A 15,239-nucleotide genomic window follows, 5' to 3' on the forward strand; every position below is an offset into this window, starting at 1 on the left:
CTCTTTGCGGGGCGTTTTTTGTCTTAGGGATATGACTGTCAGCGATAGATCGGCAGGAGCGCCTGCCGGACGAGCGTGAGCCCGTTGGCGATGTCACGGACGGGATCCGGCGCGGCATCGAGTTCGAGGATCGCCCAACCTTCATAGGCCCGGTCGCGCAGCAGCCGGATCCAGGCCGGCCAGTCGACCCGTCCGAGGCCGAAGCTGCAGAAATAGGGCTGGTGGCGTTCATGGATGTGCTTGTCGATCGGCGTGTCGGCGGGCATCCGGCCGATCGCATCCTTCCAGTGGGCGATGATCATGCGCTCGTGATGGCGATCGACGAGCTGGACGGGATCGGAGCCGGCAACGATGATGTGGGCGGTGTCCGGGCACATGTGCACATAGGCCGGGTCGGTCAAAAGCATCATCAGATCGACGTCGCGCGCGGCGGCAAAGATCGAGTGCGCCTCGGTGTGCAGCGCAAGCCGCACGCCCCTGGAATAGAGGGTCGCGCCGAGCCGGTTCAGAAAATCGGCGATCACCTTGGCGCGGTCGAAATCATGGAACTGCACCGGCTGGGCGCCGAGCGTCTGGCGTAAGGGCGCGCCGATCACCATGATGTCGCTGCCGCAGGCTTTCAGGAAGTCGGCATAGCGTTCCGCCTTGTCGATCAGCGCGCGCTGGGCCTCGGGCTCGGCGAAGTCGCCGGCCGCCTCAAGTTCCGCGAAGAAGCCGCTGCACAGCGTCAGACCGCGTCTTGTCAGCTCGGCTGCGAAGGCATCGACGGAACCATAGGTCTTGATCGCGTCCTGCCAGTTGAAGGGAGAAAAGGTCAGCTCGACGCCGGTAACGCCGGAGGCCTGGACGCTGTCGAGTATCTTGTCCCAGAAGGCCCGCGGCTCGGTGCGTGCATGGTCGACGATCGCATCATGGCTGTCGACGCCCCAGAAGCCGGGGTGGAAGAATGTCACAAGATCGACGCCGAAGCGCAGCCTGTCGCCAGTAGCCATAACCTATCCATTTCTCGAGGCATGACTTACCCGCGTGCAGAAAGGTAATTCCGCATCCAATAAGTCATGGATTTTCAACGCATTAAGAAATGGCAATCGTTTGCCATGGCTAGATAATAGCCAAGCCGGTTTTTTAAGCAAGCGGTTTTTGGCAAACGTTTGCTATAAATCGCCGCCTGCCTTAAAGTTGCAAATCGAAGCATCCGGGAGAGTGAAATAAACATGAACAAAAACAAGGATGTGGCTGGAGAGGAATCATCGGGCGCGTTGATGGCCGATGTGGCGCGGCTCGCCGGTGTGGCGATATCGACAGTCAGCCGGGCACTCGCCAATCCCGGGCGGGTCAACGAGAAGACGCGCGCCAAGATCAATGCCGCAGCCCGGCAACTGGGCTACACCCCGAACGCGATGGCGCGCGGTCTCAGGGTCGGCAAATCCAACATCATCATGATCATTCTGCCGGGATCGCTCTACTATGGCGCTTCCCAGGTCATTCCCCAGGTGCTGCAGAGTATCAATAAATCGCTGATCCAGGGCGGCTACAACCTGATGATCGCCAACCTCGATCGCGACGAGGTTTCCGAGCGGCATATTCTCGACCTGGCATTCGGCGGCAGCGTGCGCGGCGCCATCATCCTGTCATCGAAGCTTCCGGAGGTTGACGGACGCTCGCTGGCCAATTCCGGTCTGCCGATCGTGTCAATGCTGCTCGACATGAGCGATGCCGGCCTGCAGAGCGTCGTTACGAACGACCGCGAAGCCGTGCGCGACGTCACGGCCGAACTGATCCGATTGGGTCATCGACGGTTCTTCTATCTGGCAGGGCCTGAAGGCAATTATCACGATGTCGAGCGTTACGGCGGCGTGCTCGAGGCGCTCGAGGCAGCAGGATTGTCCGAGGACTCGGTGCATCGCTCGGGTGGTCATCTCGATTATCAGCATGGCTTCGACATTGGTGTCCAGGCGGCGGATGATTTCGCCGAGTTGACTGAGAAACCGACAGCCGTCATCGCGACCAGCGATGACATGGCCATTTCATTTGTCAGCCGTATCCAGCGGACGGGCCTAAGCATTCCCGGTGATTTGTCCGTCGTCTCCTTCGACGGCTCCCCCGTCTGCGAATTCTGCTCTCCGCCGCTCTCGACGATCAAGCAGCCGGTGGAAGAGATGGGGCGCGCGGCGGTGGATCTCCTGCTCGACGCCATTGGTCAGACGCAGAATACGGCGACGGTTCGTACCGTCATCCGCAGCAGCCTGATCTTGCGGGAGAGCATCGCCGCTCCGAAGAACTGACGACGACAGAGCGGCGCGGATCCCATACAGAAGGGCCAGCGCTGTCAATTTCGACGATGTAACTTGCATCCATTCAAGGCGCCCACGTTGCTTAACCCTGCCAAGGATCGATAATGACGACACCGGTGCCGTCGAAATCTCTCACGTTTCGCGTGACCACGGTAAGATTGTGAACGAGTGCGGTAGCGGCAATCAACGCATCTGCCTCGTTGCGCCGGTCGGGAATATGCAGATGCGCGCAACGCGTTGCGATGGCATCATCGATCGGCAGTATCCGGCCGGCGAACTGCGGACGCACGTGATCGTCCAGCCATGTACGCAGGCGTGAACCTTGCCGGGCATCTCGTCGTTGGACAGCAAGTACGCCCCTTTCCAATTCGAGAATCGTAATTGCGGAGAGATAGAAGTCAGAAGCGTTTGCCGTTTGGATCCATGCCACGACTTCCACGTCAGCCTTACCGTCACCAATCTTGCGCAGTTCGGAAATGACATTCGTATCCAGCAGATAGCTCAAGAGAGGTCAACTCCGCGGGTTTTGATCTCGACCCGCGGTGGCATGAAATCGATTTCCGACAGGCCCGGCATGGAAAGCCCATCGACCAGGCTTTCGCGCCTGCCGGAAAGACGCTGAAATTCCTCATATGTCAGAAGGACATGGGAAGGCTTGCCGCGGTCAGTGATGATGACTGGCCCTTTTCTGGCAGCTTTCTTCGCATTGCTGACGTCGTGATTGAGTTCACGGCTGGAAAGTGTCGTAATGGTCATGGCTGCCTCATGTAGGTATTTACCTACATATAGCACTGCTGGTCGTGAGAACAAGCATGGTTCCTTCATTGAATCCATTGCCGAGGATTCTGGCCGCTTCCGGCTGCCGTCGAAGGAAATTCGCAAGCGCTTGGCGAGATGTCCCATTGGGCGCCGATTGCACTCCATCAAAACTTCGTCTGACCCCATCAGTCTGCACGTCGTGCTACGAAAAATCACAACACCGAGCGACTTGAGATGTCAGATCTGCGCGGTGGAATTCTGAAATTCAGAGCACGCACATGGACCTCTCGAAGATCAAGACGCTGATCGACTTTGTCGGACGATCGAACATTACCGAGCTGATCGTGACGGAAAAGGACGTGACGGTTCGGATTTTCCGCACGCCGCAGGGTCAGGAGGCTGCCGAGCCCGAGCAAAAGGCAGGATCGACGACGAGCCTTGCCCAGGATGCCGGCTCAGATGCGCCTTCAAGCGTCGAGAAAACTTCCTATGCGGTGAAGGCGCCTGTCTTCGGCGTTCTGCATCGGACCCCGGCGCCTGGGGAACCGCCGTTCGTCGCGGTCGGTGACAAAGTGGAGGAGGGGCAGACGCTTTTCATCATCGAGGCAATGAAGGTCTTCAACACGATCGCTGCGCCGCGGTCAGGGCGCATCATGCATCTCACCGCAATCGACGACGGCGAGGTCGAGACCGGCGATCTGCTGGCGGAGATTGCGTGATGCCGGAAACACCTGAACAATCTGCGACCGGCCGCTTCGATACCGTCCTGATCGCCAATCGCGGCGAGATCGCACTTCGAATCCAGCGCGCCTGCCGCGAGCTCGGCCTCAAGACGGTCGCCATCTGCTCCGAAGCCGACAGGCAAGCGCCTTACGGCAAAACCGCAGACAGATTTCTGTGCATCGGCCCGTCGACTGCCGCCAAGAGCTATCTCAATCAGGATGCCATCCTTCTGGCGGCGCGTCTTGCCGGTGCAGGCGCCATCCATCCAGGTTACGGTTTTCTGTCTGAAAACGCCGCCTTCGCCGACGCCGTCGAAAAGGCGGGGCTGATATTCATTGGTCCGACCACGTCCTCGATTGCGACCATGGGCGACAAGATCTCGGCAAAGCGCGCGATGATGGCGGCCGGCGTCCCCTGCGTTCCCGGTCCGGACACCGCGCTGCCCGATGACCCTGCCACGATCGAGCGCACAGCGCTGGAAATCGGATATCCCGTCATCATCAAGGCAGCCGGCGGCGGCGGCGGACGCGGCATGCGCGTCGTACCAAAAGCCGACCTGCTGCATGAAGCAACCGCGCTGACGCGGGAAGAGGCCCGCAAGGCCTTCGGTTCCCCCTCGCTCTACATGGAGAAATTCTTAGAGCATCCGCGTCACATCGAGATCCAGGTTATTTGCGACGATCACGGCAATGCCGTGTGGCTCGGACACCGGGATTGCTCGATGCAGCGCCGCCATCAGAAAGTGGTGGAGGAGGCGCCGGCGCCGGGAATTGCGCCCAACATCATCCAGCCAGTCGGCCTGGCTTGCGTAGAAGCTTGTCTTCAAATCGGTTACCGGGGGGTCGGAACTTTCGAATTCCTCTACGAGGACGGCGCCTTCTATTTCATCGAGATGAACACCCGACTTCAGGTCGAACATCCGGTCACCGAGATGACGAGCGGTGTCGATATCGTCCAGGCGCAGATAAAGGCCGCTCAGGGTCACGTTCTGGATCTCACCCAAAGCGATGTGACATGCAAAGGCCATTCCTTCGAATGCCGCATCAACGCCGAGGACCCGGAAAGTTTCCTGCCGTCGGCGGGTGTCGTCACCCATCTAGCGTTGCCGGCGGGACCGGGCATCCGTGTCGATACGCATATTCACGCCGGCTACAAGGTCTCGCCCTACTACGATTCGCTGATCGCCAAGCTGATCGTCCATGCGCCGACGCGGGCCGAAGCGATGACAAGAATGCGCGAGGCGCTCGCCGGCACCGAGGTCGAGGGGATTTCCACCAATATCCCCTTCCTGCGTGCCCTGTTCGAGGATGGCGCATTCGCGCACGGCGAGACGGACATTCACTATCTCGAACAATGGCTGAAGCTGCGGAGGGCGGCATGAGCGCGATCGATTTCAGCGATCCGGCGACCATCGCATTGCTCACCGAGGCGTTGACGGCCGCCGGTGTGGACGGTCTTGAAATCTCCCGGCCGGGCGGACAGCTTCGCATCGTCGTCGCCGGAAAAGACGGCGCCCAGATCAGCTCGACCGAAGCGACGCCTCCTGCTCCCGGTTTGGCTCCCGGCTCCGCGTCGGCCGTCGTGAAGGCACCGATGGCCGGCCGCTTCTGTGTCGGGCATCCCGCCTCCGCCGCGCCGCAGAATCTGCCGCGCTCCGTATCCGAAGCCGATATCGTCGGCTTCGTCGGAGTAGGGCATATCCTGCTTCCCCTTCGTGCCGGCCGCTCCGGTATTTTGACCAGGCTGCTCGCCGAACCCGGCGCACTGGTCGGCTTCGGCGACCCTCTGTTCGAAATCGGGCTCCCATCATGATCGTCACGACGAACAGACATGCATCTCAACGCGAGATCGTTCCGGCCACCAAAAGCCTGGCGCGAGTTTCCTCGATCGGCGCCAGATCCTTCCTGCTCGAGGCGCCAGGCGACTTCGATCTCATCGCGCAGCGGCGGATCTGGGCTCTGTCCCAGACCGTGAAAGGTTGGGCGGACCTTGCGGAAAACATTCCGGGCATGACCAATCTGCTGGTGATCTTCAAGGAGACGCCCGAGAATCCTGATGCGGTGGTCGCCCGGCTGCTGGAGGCATGGGAGAATGCCCGCAGCATCGATCTAGAGGGCAAGACCATCGAGATCCCCGTCCATTATGGCGGCGAATATGCGACGGATCTTCCGGCCCTTTGCGATCTCTCCGGCTTGAGCGACCGCGAGGTCGTCCGCATCCATCATGAAGCGACCTACCGTGTCTTCGCCTTGGGCAGCGCTCCCGGCTTCGGTTATCTGCATGGTCTCGATCCGCGCATCTACATGCCGCGAAAGACCGTGCCCTCGCTGAAAATGCCGAAGGGCTGCGTGACCATCGGCGGCATGCAGACCGGCGTCGCCATGCTCACAGGTCCGAATGGCTGGAATTCCATCGGCTTCGCAACGCTTGAGATGTTCGACCCCACTTCGCCGAGCCCCGCCATGATGGCGCCGGGAGATAGGGTGCGGTTCCTGCCGGCAAGGATCGAGCTATGATCGAGATCATCGAAAGCGGCCCGTTCAACACAGTGCAGGATCTTGGTCGCCCCGGCTATCGCGACATCGGCGTATCGGCGAGCGGCGCCATGGATCCGCTGGCGGTCCGGATCGGCAACATTCTCGTCGGCAATGACGAAAATGCCGCCGCAATAGAGGTACAGACCTTCCCCTTCAGCCTGCGTTTCGCGCAGCGCGTCGTCTTTGCCGTGACCGGTGCCGACGGCAATCATCATCTCAACGGATCGGAGCTGCTTCCCTGGTGCGCCTATACGGCAGAGCCCGGAGAGGTTCTCGAACTGAAGCAGCCGCCGCGGCTCGCGCGCTCCTATATAGCGCTCGGAGGCGGGCTGGATATTCCCGTTGTCATGGGTTCGCGAAGTACGTCGCTCCGCGGCGGTTTCGGTGGCAATGCCGGCCGGCCTCTGGCGAAGGGCGATCGGATCGCGGTCGGCGAGGACGCCGAGATCGCCATGCTGCCGGCCTCTGGTCTCGCCGTCGTCGAACCGTCCGTGGCATTGCGCGATGTCTTCGGAACTCCGGTCGACGGCACGCTGCCGATCCGCGCCCTGCCGGCCGGCGAGCATGATCTTTTCGCCGGAGATGGCGAAGCCTTCTGGAGCCAGACCTGGAGGATTTCCTCCCGCAGCGACCGGACGGGCTACCGCTTATCAGGCGAGCCCATCACGCCGACTGCGTCCATCGAGATGCGCTCCCACGGTGTCGTGCCCGGCGTGATCCAGGTTCCGCCCGGCGGCGAACCGATCGTGCAGATGAGCGATGCCAACACCGCCGGCGGATATCCGAAGATCGCCGGCGTGATCGAATGCGACCTCTGGCGGCTCGGGCAAGCCCGCATCGGCGCCCGCCTGAACTTCGTTCGCTCGACGCATGCCGAGGCGCGCAAGGTGGAACAGGCTGTCGCCCGCTATGTCGAAGACGTCAGGCAGACATCCCGAATGGTCAAGCGCGCCTTGAAAGCGATGGCCTAATGCATGTCGCCCAAAAGGCCGACAAAAGGAGGAACCGATGAAGATCGATCTGAATTCCGACATGGGCGAGGGATTTGGTCCCTACCGGCTGTGCGACGACGAAGCGATGATGAAACTCGTCTCGTCGGCCAACATCGCCTGCGGTTTCCATGGCGGCGACCCGGATACGATGGGACGCATGGTCCGGCTTGCGAAGCTGAACGGCGTCGGCATTGGCGCGCATCCCGGTTTGCCTGATCGGCCGGGTTTCGGCCGGCGCGAAATACAGTTTCCGGCAGATGAGCTTCGCCAGCAGATGCTCTATCAACTCGGCGCATTGATGGCGATCGCCAAAGCCGAGCGTGTCACCGTTTCCCATATCAGCTTCCACGCGGCCATGGGCAATATGGTCAACCGTGATCCTGTGCTGGCCGACCTGATGATGGATGCGATCGCTACCGTCGATGCCAGTCTCGTCGTTTTTGTGACCCATGGCAGCGAGATTCAGCAGGCGGCCAGACGCGCGCGTTTGAAGACGCTGGCGCTTTTCCTTGCGGACCGGGCCTATGACGCCGGCGGCAAACTCGTCGCGCGCGGGCTGCCTGGTGCCGTCATCAAGGGCGAAGCCGCGGTGCGTGCGCGTGTGCGACAATTCCTCCTCGAAGGAACCGTCGAGACGATCGACGGCGCTACCATCGTAATGCCGGCCCGCTCGATTCTCGTCCACAGCGACACGCCCGGCGCCCTGGAGCTTGCCGGCATCGTGCGCGGCGAGATCGAAGCCACGGGTGCTGCGCTCGCGCCTGCCGCCGAACTCGCCGACTGACACAATCCCGACCGCCCGCGGGCGGTTTCCCGTTCCCATCTCTCATCGAAGGACCATGTCGATGTCCGTCATCGCAGACCGCCTGAAAAACGTCTCCATCTCCGCATCCGCCGCCATGACCCAGCGCGCCCGGGAACTCGCCGCCAAAGGCATCAAAGTCGTCAGCCTCTCGTCCGGCGAGCCGGATTTCCCCTCTCCGGCGCACGCGATCGAGGCGGCCCATGCGGCGGCCCTTGCAGGCGATACGAAATATCCTCCGATGGATGGGACACCGGCGCTGAAGTCCGCCATCATCAGGAAGTTCAAACGGGACAATAATCTCGACTACGATGCCAGCCAGATCGTCGTCTCGGGCGGCGGCAAGCAGGTGATCTTCAATGCGATGCTCGCAACCTGCAATCCCGGCGACGAGGTCGTCATTCCGACACCCTCCTGGGTCAGCTACGCCGATATCGTCAAATTCGCCGGCGGCGTCCCGGTCGCCGTCCCCTGCCACGAGCAGGCCGGCTTCAAGCTGCGTCCGGAAGATCTGGAGGCGGCGATCACGCCGCGCACCAAGTGGCTCTTCCTGAATTTCCCGAACAATCCGACCGGCGCCGCCTGCTCCCGGGCGGAAATGGCTGCCATCGCCGAGGTCATGCTGCGACATCCCGATGTCTGGATCATGACCGACGATATCTACGAACACCTGGTCTATGACGACTTCCAGTTCTGCACGATGGCCGAAGTCGAGCCCAGACTCTATGATCGCGTCCTGACGATGAACGGTGTCTCCAAGGCTTACGCAATGACAGGCTGGCGCCTCGGCTTTTGTGCGGGTCCAAAAGACTTGATCTCCGCCATCAGCAACGTCAACGGCCAGAATGGCGGCGGAATCGCGACGCTCACACAGGCTGCAGCGACCGCTGCCCTGGACGGTCCTCAGGATCTCTTGAAGGAGCGGGCCACGATCTACAAGGAGAGACGCGACTTCGTCCTCGCCAAACTTTCGGAGGTGGAAGGGCTGCGCTGCCATAGGCCCGAAGGCGCCTTCTACATCTACCCGAATATTTCAGGGTTGATCGGCAAGACCAGCAAGGGCGGGCGCAAGATCGAGACCGACGTCGACTTCGTTATGGCACTCGTCGAAGAGCATCATGTCGCGACCGTGCAGGGGGCGGCTTACGGAATGAGCCCCTTCTTTCGCATTTCCTACGCGACCAGCATGGAGAAACTCGGCGAAGGCTGCGCGCGCATAGCCCAGTTCTGTAAGGATATGCGCTGATCAGCAGCGAGCTTTTAGAAGGATCTGAACCGGCGACGCCTTAGTCAGGTGAGCCAAGTGCTTGATAAATCGGACCTCGAGGCATAACGCCTATTTATGAAACTTGAGCCCAAAGCGTCAGCGCTATTCCGTCGGCAGTTCGGTGCTCAACTTGTGCCCCAGCTCATCATTGTCCGCCTTGCTCATCCAGAACTAGCGCCCCTTGAACAGCCTGCGCCGGGATACCACGAGACAGCCACTTACCTGGGTGGGTAGGGCTCGATATCCGCAGACCAGTAGTTCTTGGCGATGTTCTGACTGTTGCGGATGACATGGTAGGCGATATCCGGATTGCCTCCTTCAAAAGTGTCCGGGTCTGCACCGCACATCAGGCAGTACATTCGCTGATGAACGACGCTTGCAAAATATTGTAGAACCGGCGTGGCGTCGTGCTGACCGATTGCTCGCATGTCCTCGGCAACCTGTTTGGCCGCCTCTTCCAAAGCCAGAGAGACCGCAGAAGCCAACGTCCTGTCTGCACGCTTAATGACGTCGGCGATCTGTCTTTCAGCCGGTGTAAGAACAGGGCAATTATCTGTCACTACTAACTCCGTAAATCTTTGAAGGTGTCCGGTTGTGCAGCCACTGCGTCTACTCTGGCGGGGTGGTGAGAAGCGACAGATAGTTTTTTGCTGTCTGCGTGAACTCGCGGTCGGTGTCGGACACGTTCCCAAGCCCCGCGTGGCGAGCGTCGATCGCCGCGTGTAGGCGGTCGTTGATCTGTGGATCTGAGGCGCGCGCGTGGTCGACTAATGCGCGAATAACAGTTCTCAACGCAAAATTCTGTGCGGAGAGTGCCAGTTGTTGGCGTTCACTCGCATCCTTCTCGGTATCCTCCCGGCGTTCCTTCTTCTTCCGAAGCGCCGGTTGACCGCCGCGCTCCCTCGCCCAATGACGCGCGGCATTGCGCCCCGCATAGAGAATTTTCCATGCTGTTTCGGGATCTCCTCCTGTGTTGGTTTCCGGATTGGCGCCGCACAGACGCAGGAACAGGTGACGGAGTGCGGCGTCCGCAAAGTAATCATATGGTGATCTGCCGACACCGAGCGACTGAAGTTCATGCCCTGCAGTCTCAACGGCGCGCTCAATTGCTTCATCGACAGCGGCCAACAGGGCGTCATCTGCCTCTTGAATTCGGTAGGTTTCCTTCTGCATGCTATCCTCAAATGCTGGTGCAGTCGTTGCTCGGCAGGTTGTCACTTGCGAAGAACATCCTGCCACTCTGGATGACGCTCGATCTGGGCTTTGGCAAATGGGCAGAGGGGAATGATCGCGACCCCTTCGCGCCGGGCATCCTCGACCGCTTGGCGCGCAAGGCGTTCACCGACCTTCCGGCCACGCAAAGCGGCAGGAACGTCGGTATGGTCGATGATGATCAGTTCTTTGCCAGCGCGACTGTAGGTCATCTCCGCTTCGACGCCATCGACGACGATGCGGTATCGCCCCTTCGATGGCCAATCCTCCCGTCCAACCGTCTCGCTGGCCGATGGGGCAGCCTTCTTCGGACGCTCAGCGTCCGGCAATCGAACCTTGCCGCGCAGTCCATGCGTGCACTCTAGCAATTCCCGCGCGGTCACTCCGGAAGGGGAATGTGCTCATCCCGGTCGTTGATCGGGAGGTCAAAGCGTCCCTTGCCCCAGTTCTGCGCACGCCATTCGTCTTTGGCTTCTTCGATGCGCTCCTTCGAAGAGGCTACGAAGTTCCACCAGATGTATCGTGGCCCTGCAAGCGTTGCACCGCCGAGGATCATGAGACGCGCGCCTCGGCTACCCGCTGCGACTGTGATCTTGTCGCCGGGGCGGAACACCATCATCTGCGGTGCCTCGTAGTCCCGGCCGGCGATCGAGATCGAACCTTCGACGATGTAGATGCCTCTGTCCTCGTGATTGTCCGGCAACGGCAGGCGGCTTCTTTGTTCCAAGGTCACGTCGGCGTAAAATGTCTCGGAGAACAAGGTGGCGGGCGCGATCTCGCCGTAGGCGTTTCCGAGGATAAGGCGGACAGAGACGCCCTGATCCTCGATGAACGGCAATACCTCTTTGCCGTGGTGCTCAAAGGTGGGGTCCATGTCTTCGTGGCTTTCGGGCAGAGCGAGCCAGGTCTGTATCCCGAACAAGCTGTTAGGCCCGGTTCGGGCCGCTGCCGTCGTGCGCTCCGAATGTGACACGCCGCGGCCAGCTACCATCCAGTTCAGCTCGCCGGGACGGATGATCTGGTCAGCTCCGGTGCTATCGCGGTGGTGAAAGTCACCGCGATAAAGGTAGGTGACCGTGCCGAGGCCGATATGCGGGTGCGGCCGAACGTCGATGCCCTGCCCGATCAACAGCTCGGCCGGCCCGGCCTGGTCGAAGAAGATGAACGGCCCGACCATCTGCCGCTTTGGTGCGGGCAAAGCGCGCCGAACCTCGAAACCGCCAATGTCGCGCGACCTCGGCACTATAAGGGTTTCGATCGCGTCGAAGCCAACTTTATCGGGACAACCTGGTTCAATTGCGGGGTTCCAGCTCATGCGTGTTTACCTTTCCTGTCTGCTTGCGATCCGGGACCCGCGGAGTGCGCAGGAGCCACTGCAATTGTCCCGACGGTTCTCGAGCGAGACCACTAAAGGGCGGCCGCTGTCACGACTAGCTGCGCGGCGCGGTGAGCTGTGTCGCAATAAACGGAACACAGCGGCGCCCAGATCCCACCGTGCGACCTCGCATCGTCCGACCAAGCATCAACCTCATTGATGGAGCTGCGGTCCGCCGACGGCCCCGACAGGCAAAGTCGGCGGCTATAATAGCTGACGCGAAGCTGGCATATAGTTGCATCAACGGACGATTGCTCCTTATCGACGGCACTCGCGCCGATCAGGATCCCGATGGCAACGCTCCCTGCGCGCGCGATCGGCCATAATCTGAGCGTCTCTCGCAATCTCGGTCGTCAGCCGGGTCCGCTCGAGCGACTCCAGTTCCTCATTGTCGCGCCGACGCTGCTGTTCGAGCATGCAATTGGTATAGGCGGGTGAGCCATAGGGCGCCCCAAAGCTGTGGCAGGTATTTGCGTCCGCGTACCGCCGCTCTTCAGCCGACACGCATCCTGATAAAGCGATGCCAAGGAGGGCTATGGAGAAGACGGTTAGCGCGGTGCGATGGTGTTCGACGGAAGGGCGTTGCAGCATTCTGTTGATCTCTTGAGGAATGGCGTTGCCAGTTTCTTTGGCGACAGGACGAGCAAGGCAGTGCGGTGCTCCGCAAGCCCGCCCATTGACTTAGTGATCCCCGGTCGACGTGCTGCTGGGGAAACGCCCGCGGCATCGGCAACTTCGACAAAAGTCCGCAGATCTTCGCTGTCCACTCGGTGTTCCCCGTTTGGCGGCACAGCTTGAGATCTATGCCCGTCGTGTTGCCCTGACGATTGGCGCAACCTCCGTGCCCAGAAGTTCGATCGATGTCTTCATCGCTGAAGTGTCGAGAGAGGCCGTGCTCATTTGGAAGGTGATGCGTGAGACGCCGCCAAGTGTCTCACTGGCCTGCAACATCTTGGCTGCAACGGTCTTCGGGTCACCGATCAGGAATGCGCCCTCTGGACCTGCCATGGCTTCGAACTGCTGCCGCGTCGGTGGCGACCAGCCACGCTCACGACCTATATTCGTTGTCAGATGCGCCCAACCAGGGAAGAAGGCGTCCTTCGCTGCAGCATTGGTCTCTCCGACAAAGCCCATCGCGTGAACGCCAACCTTCAGCGTCTCGGCGCTGTGTCCCGCGCGCTTGCCAGCTTCACGGTAAAGATCGACAAGCGGTCGGAAGCGCTCGAAGCTCCCGCCGATGATCGCGACCATCAATGGAAGGCCAAGCGTACCGGCGCGGGCGAAGGATTGCGGCGTGCCACCTGCGCCGATCCATATCGGGAGCTGTGGCTGATGCGGACGCGGAAAGACACCTTGCCCCTGAAGCGGCGGGCGAAAGCGACCTTCCCAAGTCACGTCGGTCGTCTCGCCAAGCCTGAGCAACAGGTCGAGCTTCTCCGCAAAGAGGTCGTCATAGTCCCGTGTGTCGAGGCCGAATAGCGGATAAGCCTCGACGAAAGAACCTCGCCCGACAACGACTTCGGCACGACCTTTGGAAATCAGATCGAGAGTCGCAAACTCCTGAAAAACCCGCACCGGGTCGGCGGCGCTTAGAACGGTCACCGCGCTCGTCAACCTGATCCGGCTGGTCCGAGCCGCTGCCGCCGCCAGAATAACGGTCGGCGCGGAGTCGAGAAACTCCCCGCGATGATGCTCGCCTATGCCGAACACGTCCAGCCCGACACGGTCTGCGACTTCCACTTCCTCGATGAGCTCGGCCATACGAACTGTGGGCGACGGAAGCTTGCCTGTCGCAGGATCAGGGAGGATGGCCGCAAAACTGTCGATACCGATTTGCATTATGAGATCCCTAGAAGTTTGTGGGGCGATTGCCTGCGACCGACGCTGCAAGTTCGCTATGGCACCCGAGCAATGTTCGGAGCAAGGAAGCCGCGAAGAAACCAGCCATGCCACCAACGCCTGAAGCGCAGTGAGAATCAGGCAGAGTGCTACAGGGTGAATTTGCACCCGAACCAGAACCAGGCCGCCGCCGATTGCCAAAACAGATAAAAGACGAGCTCTATACCGATCTCCCGCCAGTCGGGGTTGGGGGCATAGCTTTTGCGTTCAAGATTCCTACTCCTGGGATCTACAGGCGCGCGACAGCACCGCTACAGACCCCGCCCAGACTGTCATTTCAGTTCATGGTGCGGTAGTCCTCGTTCCCGCTTAACTGTGTCGCGAAATGAGGAACGCAAATTGGACATTGATGACCTGCGGACTTTCGTCGAAGTTGCTGATGCCGGAGGCGTTTCAGCCGCGGCGCAGCGGCTTGGTGTGTCGAAGTCGATGGTGAGCCGACGGCTTGTTCGGCTGGAGGAGGAGCTTGGTGTCCAGCTGCTGGTAAGGACCACCCGGGGAGCCTCTCTTACGGAGGCAGGGACTACGTTTCGGGATTATGCAGCCAGAGTCTCTGCCGAGATTGACGTGGCCAGGGAAACGCTCCTGCCCGAAGGCGAGCTGCGCGGGCGCTTGCGGATTGCCGCGCCGCTGTCATTCGGCCCAACCCACCTGGCCCCCGTGATAGCGGAAATGGCGAGGCGCCACCCGCTTGTGCACATCCAGACCTGTTATAGCGATCGGGTCGTCGACCTCGTCGCGGAAGGCTATGATTGCGCCATACGATTGGGTTACCTTCAAGACTCCAATCTGATCGCAAAACGCGTCGGGCCGCTTTATGGAAAGCTGGTTGCGAGCCCCGACTATGTAGAACGGTTTGGCGCTCCTGAGAAGCCGGACGATCTCGTTGCTCATCAAGCGCTCATGCAGGGCACTGAGGCGTGGCAGTTTTTGGATGGTGAGAAAATCGTCAATGTTAATCCGCGAGGGCGCTTCAAGGCTGACAATGCCGTGGCTCTCGTGGCGGCGGCGGTAGCGGGTCTCGGAATAGCATGGCTCCCTGATGGGATCACCGATCAATATATTGCGTCAGGCGCGCTTTTGAACCTTATGCCACGCCACCCGCCACCCCCGGCAGGCATTTACGTTGTGCGCCCGCCCGCTCAGTATCCCGCCAGAAAGGTACGCGTGCTGACTGAAATGTTGATCGAGTGTTTCGACCATGGCGCGACCTCGGAAGGCTAGGTCGGATCGACATTCAGGATTGAACTAAGCCGCTGTCGCGGCGATTGGGGCTAACTTTGACTGAGTCGCCTGACTGATTGGATGGTGGTGTTGCCCTTCTCTCTGAATACGAGCCCGATCCGATCCCCGCGCATTGGGTCTTCCAATCGCGACGA

At 60.6% G+C, this 15,239-nt stretch carries 17 protein-coding genes and 1 pseudogene; 9 read left to right on the top strand and 9 right to left on the bottom strand.

Going from position 1 to position 15,239, the window contains the following annotated elements; all coding sequences use genetic code 11:
• Window positions 1-38: 38 nt before the first annotated feature.
• Window positions 39-992 (bottom strand): sugar phosphate isomerase/epimerase family protein, encoded by a 954-nt coding sequence (locus G9X64_RS01625; protein WP_168312973.1) that lies wholly within the window; start codon window positions 990-992, stop codon window positions 39-41.
• A gap of 222 nt (window positions 993-1,214) precedes the next feature.
• On the opposite strand from G9X64_RS01625, the gene G9X64_RS01630 reads away from it, so the two are divergent.
• Window positions 1,215-2,285, top strand: a complete 1,071-nt coding sequence (locus G9X64_RS01630) for a LacI family DNA-binding transcriptional regulator (protein ID WP_168312972.1) — start codon at window positions 1,215-1,217, stop codon at window positions 2,283-2,285.
• 91 nt (window positions 2,286-2,376) lie between these two features.
• On the opposite strand, the gene G9X64_RS01635 is transcribed toward G9X64_RS01630, so the two are convergent.
• The gene (locus G9X64_RS01635) at window positions 2,377-2,799 is read right to left on the bottom strand and encodes a type II toxin-antitoxin system VapC family toxin (RefSeq protein WP_168312971.1); all 423 of its coding nucleotides are present in this window, start codon (window positions 2,797-2,799) and stop codon (window positions 2,377-2,379) included.
• The gene (locus G9X64_RS01640) at window positions 2,796-3,050 is read right to left on the bottom strand and encodes a type II toxin-antitoxin system Phd/YefM family antitoxin (RefSeq protein WP_168313000.1); all 255 of its coding nucleotides are present in this window, start codon (window positions 3,048-3,050) and stop codon (window positions 2,796-2,798) included. Before G9X64_RS01640 ends, G9X64_RS01635 begins: the two co-directional genes overlap by 4 nt.
• A 281-nt stretch (window positions 3,051-3,331) precedes the next feature.
• Between G9X64_RS01640 and G9X64_RS01645 the strand changes: the two genes are divergently transcribed.
• The 7 genes from G9X64_RS01645 to G9X64_RS01675 all read left to right on the top strand — a co-directional run bounded on the left by G9X64_RS01645 (window position 3,332) and on the right by G9X64_RS01675 (window position 9,353).
• Window positions 3,332-3,772 (top strand): acetyl-CoA carboxylase biotin carboxyl carrier protein, encoded by a 441-nt coding sequence (locus G9X64_RS01645; protein WP_168312970.1) that lies wholly within the window; start codon window positions 3,332-3,334, stop codon window positions 3,770-3,772.
• Entirely contained in the window at window positions 3,772-5,157 is a 1,386-nt protein-coding gene (gene accC / locus G9X64_RS01650; RefSeq protein WP_168312969.1) for an acetyl-CoA carboxylase biotin carboxylase subunit, read from the top strand. Before G9X64_RS01645 ends, accC begins: the two co-directional genes overlap by 1 nt.
• Window positions 5,154-5,588: an acetyl-CoA carboxylase biotin carboxyl carrier protein gene (locus G9X64_RS01655; RefSeq protein WP_171375833.1), complete on the top strand. Its 435-nt coding sequence runs from the start codon at window positions 5,154-5,156 to the stop codon at window positions 5,586-5,588. Before accC ends, G9X64_RS01655 begins: the two co-directional genes overlap by 4 nt.
• Complete coding sequence (gene pxpB, locus G9X64_RS01660; RefSeq protein WP_168312967.1) at window positions 5,585-6,292, top strand: 5-oxoprolinase subunit PxpB; 708 nt, start codon at window positions 5,585-5,587, stop codon at window positions 6,290-6,292. The genes G9X64_RS01655 and pxpB overlap by 4 nt, the downstream gene beginning before the upstream one ends.
• Window positions 6,289-7,284 (top strand): 5-oxoprolinase subunit C family protein, encoded by a 996-nt coding sequence (locus tag G9X64_RS01665; RefSeq protein WP_171375834.1) that lies wholly within the window; start codon window positions 6,289-6,291, stop codon window positions 7,282-7,284. The genes pxpB and G9X64_RS01665 overlap by 4 nt, the downstream gene beginning before the upstream one ends.
• 37 nt (window positions 7,285-7,321) lie before the next feature.
• Window positions 7,322-8,089, top strand: coding sequence for a 5-oxoprolinase subunit PxpA (locus G9X64_RS01670; protein WP_168312965.1), 768 nt, complete (start codon window positions 7,322-7,324; stop codon window positions 8,087-8,089).
• Window positions 8,090-8,150: 61 nt separating this feature from the next.
• Window positions 8,151-9,353, top strand: a complete 1,203-nt coding sequence (locus G9X64_RS01675) for a pyridoxal phosphate-dependent aminotransferase (RefSeq protein WP_171375835.1) — start codon at window positions 8,151-8,153, stop codon at window positions 9,351-9,353.
• A gap of 239 nt (window positions 9,354-9,592) precedes the next feature.
• Here G9X64_RS01675 and G9X64_RS36290 read toward each other — a convergent pair whose 3' ends face one another.
• The 6 genes and pseudogenes from G9X64_RS36290 to G9X64_RS01705 form a co-directional block, all read right to left on the bottom strand.
• Window positions 9,593-9,934: a hypothetical protein gene (locus G9X64_RS36290; protein ID WP_168312963.1), complete on the bottom strand. Its 342-nt coding sequence runs from the start codon at window positions 9,932-9,934 to the stop codon at window positions 9,593-9,595.
• A gap of 49 nt (window positions 9,935-9,983) precedes the next feature.
• Window positions 9,984-10,547, bottom strand: coding sequence for a hypothetical protein (locus tag G9X64_RS01685; protein WP_246270864.1), 564 nt, complete (start codon window positions 10,545-10,547; stop codon window positions 9,984-9,986).
• Between the two features lie 41 nt (window positions 10,548-10,588).
• Entirely contained in the window at window positions 10,589-10,798 is a 210-nt protein-coding gene (locus tag G9X64_RS36295) for a GNAT family N-acetyltransferase (RefSeq protein ID WP_168312962.1), read from the bottom strand.
• Window positions 10,799-10,965: 167 nt separating this feature from the next.
• Complete coding sequence (locus G9X64_RS01695) at window positions 10,966-11,901, bottom strand: pirin family protein (protein ID WP_171375836.1); 936 nt, start codon at window positions 11,899-11,901, stop codon at window positions 10,966-10,968.
• A 734-nt stretch (window positions 11,902-12,635) separates the two neighbouring features.
• Window positions 12,636-12,728 (bottom strand): annotated as a pseudogene (locus G9X64_RS37060) (LysR family transcriptional regulator); the annotation flags it as partial.
• A gap of 34 nt (window positions 12,729-12,762) precedes the next feature.
• Window positions 12,763-13,800 (bottom strand): LLM class flavin-dependent oxidoreductase, encoded by a 1,038-nt coding sequence (locus G9X64_RS01705; RefSeq protein ID WP_171375863.1) that lies wholly within the window; start codon window positions 13,798-13,800, stop codon window positions 12,763-12,765.
• A 399-nt stretch (window positions 13,801-14,199) separates the two neighbouring features.
• Here G9X64_RS01705 and G9X64_RS01710 point away from each other — a divergent pair, with 399 nt between their 5' ends.
• The gene (locus tag G9X64_RS01710) at window positions 14,200-15,084 is read left to right on the top strand and encodes a LysR family transcriptional regulator (RefSeq protein ID WP_171375837.1); all 885 of its coding nucleotides are present in this window, start codon (window positions 14,200-14,202) and stop codon (window positions 15,082-15,084) included.
• The last annotated feature ends 155 nt before the right edge of the window (window positions 15,085-15,239 follow it).

Origin of the sequence: Rhizobium sophorae (assembly GCF_013087515.1) — a bacterium.
Lineage (GTDB): Bacteria > Pseudomonadota > Alphaproteobacteria > Rhizobiales > Rhizobiaceae > Rhizobium > Rhizobium sophorae.

Excerpts from the sequence above, each read along its gene's own strand:
- G9X64_RS01695 (WP_171375836.1), bottom strand. The coding sequence starts at position 11,901 with ATGAGCTGGAACCCCGCAATTGAACCAGGTTGTCCCGATAAAGTTGGC.
- accC (WP_168312969.1), top strand. The coding sequence starts at position 3,772 with ATGCCGGAAACACCTGAACAATCTGCGACCGGCCGCTTCGATACCGTC.
- pxpB (WP_168312967.1), top strand. The coding sequence starts at position 5,585 with ATGATCGTCACGACGAACAGACATGCATCTCAACGCGAGATCGTTCCG.
- G9X64_RS01675 (WP_171375835.1), top strand. The coding sequence starts at position 8,151 with ATGTCCGTCATCGCAGACCGCCTGAAAAACGTCTCCATCTCCGCATCC.
- G9X64_RS01640 (WP_168313000.1), bottom strand. The coding sequence starts at position 3,050 with ATGACCATTACGACACTTTCCAGCCGTGAACTCAATCACGACGTCAGC.
- G9X64_RS01645 (WP_168312970.1), top strand. The coding sequence starts at position 3,332 with ATGGACCTCTCGAAGATCAAGACGCTGATCGACTTTGTCGGACGATCG.
- G9X64_RS01630 (WP_168312972.1), top strand. The coding sequence starts at position 1,215 with ATGAACAAAAACAAGGATGTGGCTGGAGAGGAATCATCGGGCGCGTTG.
- G9X64_RS01685 (WP_246270864.1), bottom strand. The coding sequence starts at position 10,547 with ATGCAGAAGGAAACCTACCGAATTCAAGAGGCAGATGACGCCCTGTTG.
- G9X64_RS01670 (WP_168312965.1), top strand. The coding sequence starts at position 7,322 with ATGAAGATCGATCTGAATTCCGACATGGGCGAGGGATTTGGTCCCTAC.
- G9X64_RS01655 (WP_171375833.1), top strand. The coding sequence starts at position 5,154 with ATGAGCGCGATCGATTTCAGCGATCCGGCGACCATCGCATTGCTCACC.
- G9X64_RS01625 (WP_168312973.1), bottom strand. The coding sequence starts at position 992 with ATGGCTACTGGCGACAGGCTGCGCTTCGGCGTCGATCTTGTGACATTC.
- G9X64_RS36295 (WP_168312962.1), bottom strand. The coding sequence starts at position 10,798 with ATGACCTACAGTCGCGCTGGCAAAGAACTGATCATCATCGACCATACC.
- G9X64_RS01705 (WP_171375863.1), bottom strand. The coding sequence starts at position 13,800 with ATGCAAATCGGTATCGACAGTTTTGCGGCCATCCTCCCTGATCCTGCG.
- G9X64_RS01665 (WP_171375834.1), top strand. The coding sequence starts at position 6,289 with ATGATCGAGATCATCGAAAGCGGCCCGTTCAACACAGTGCAGGATCTT.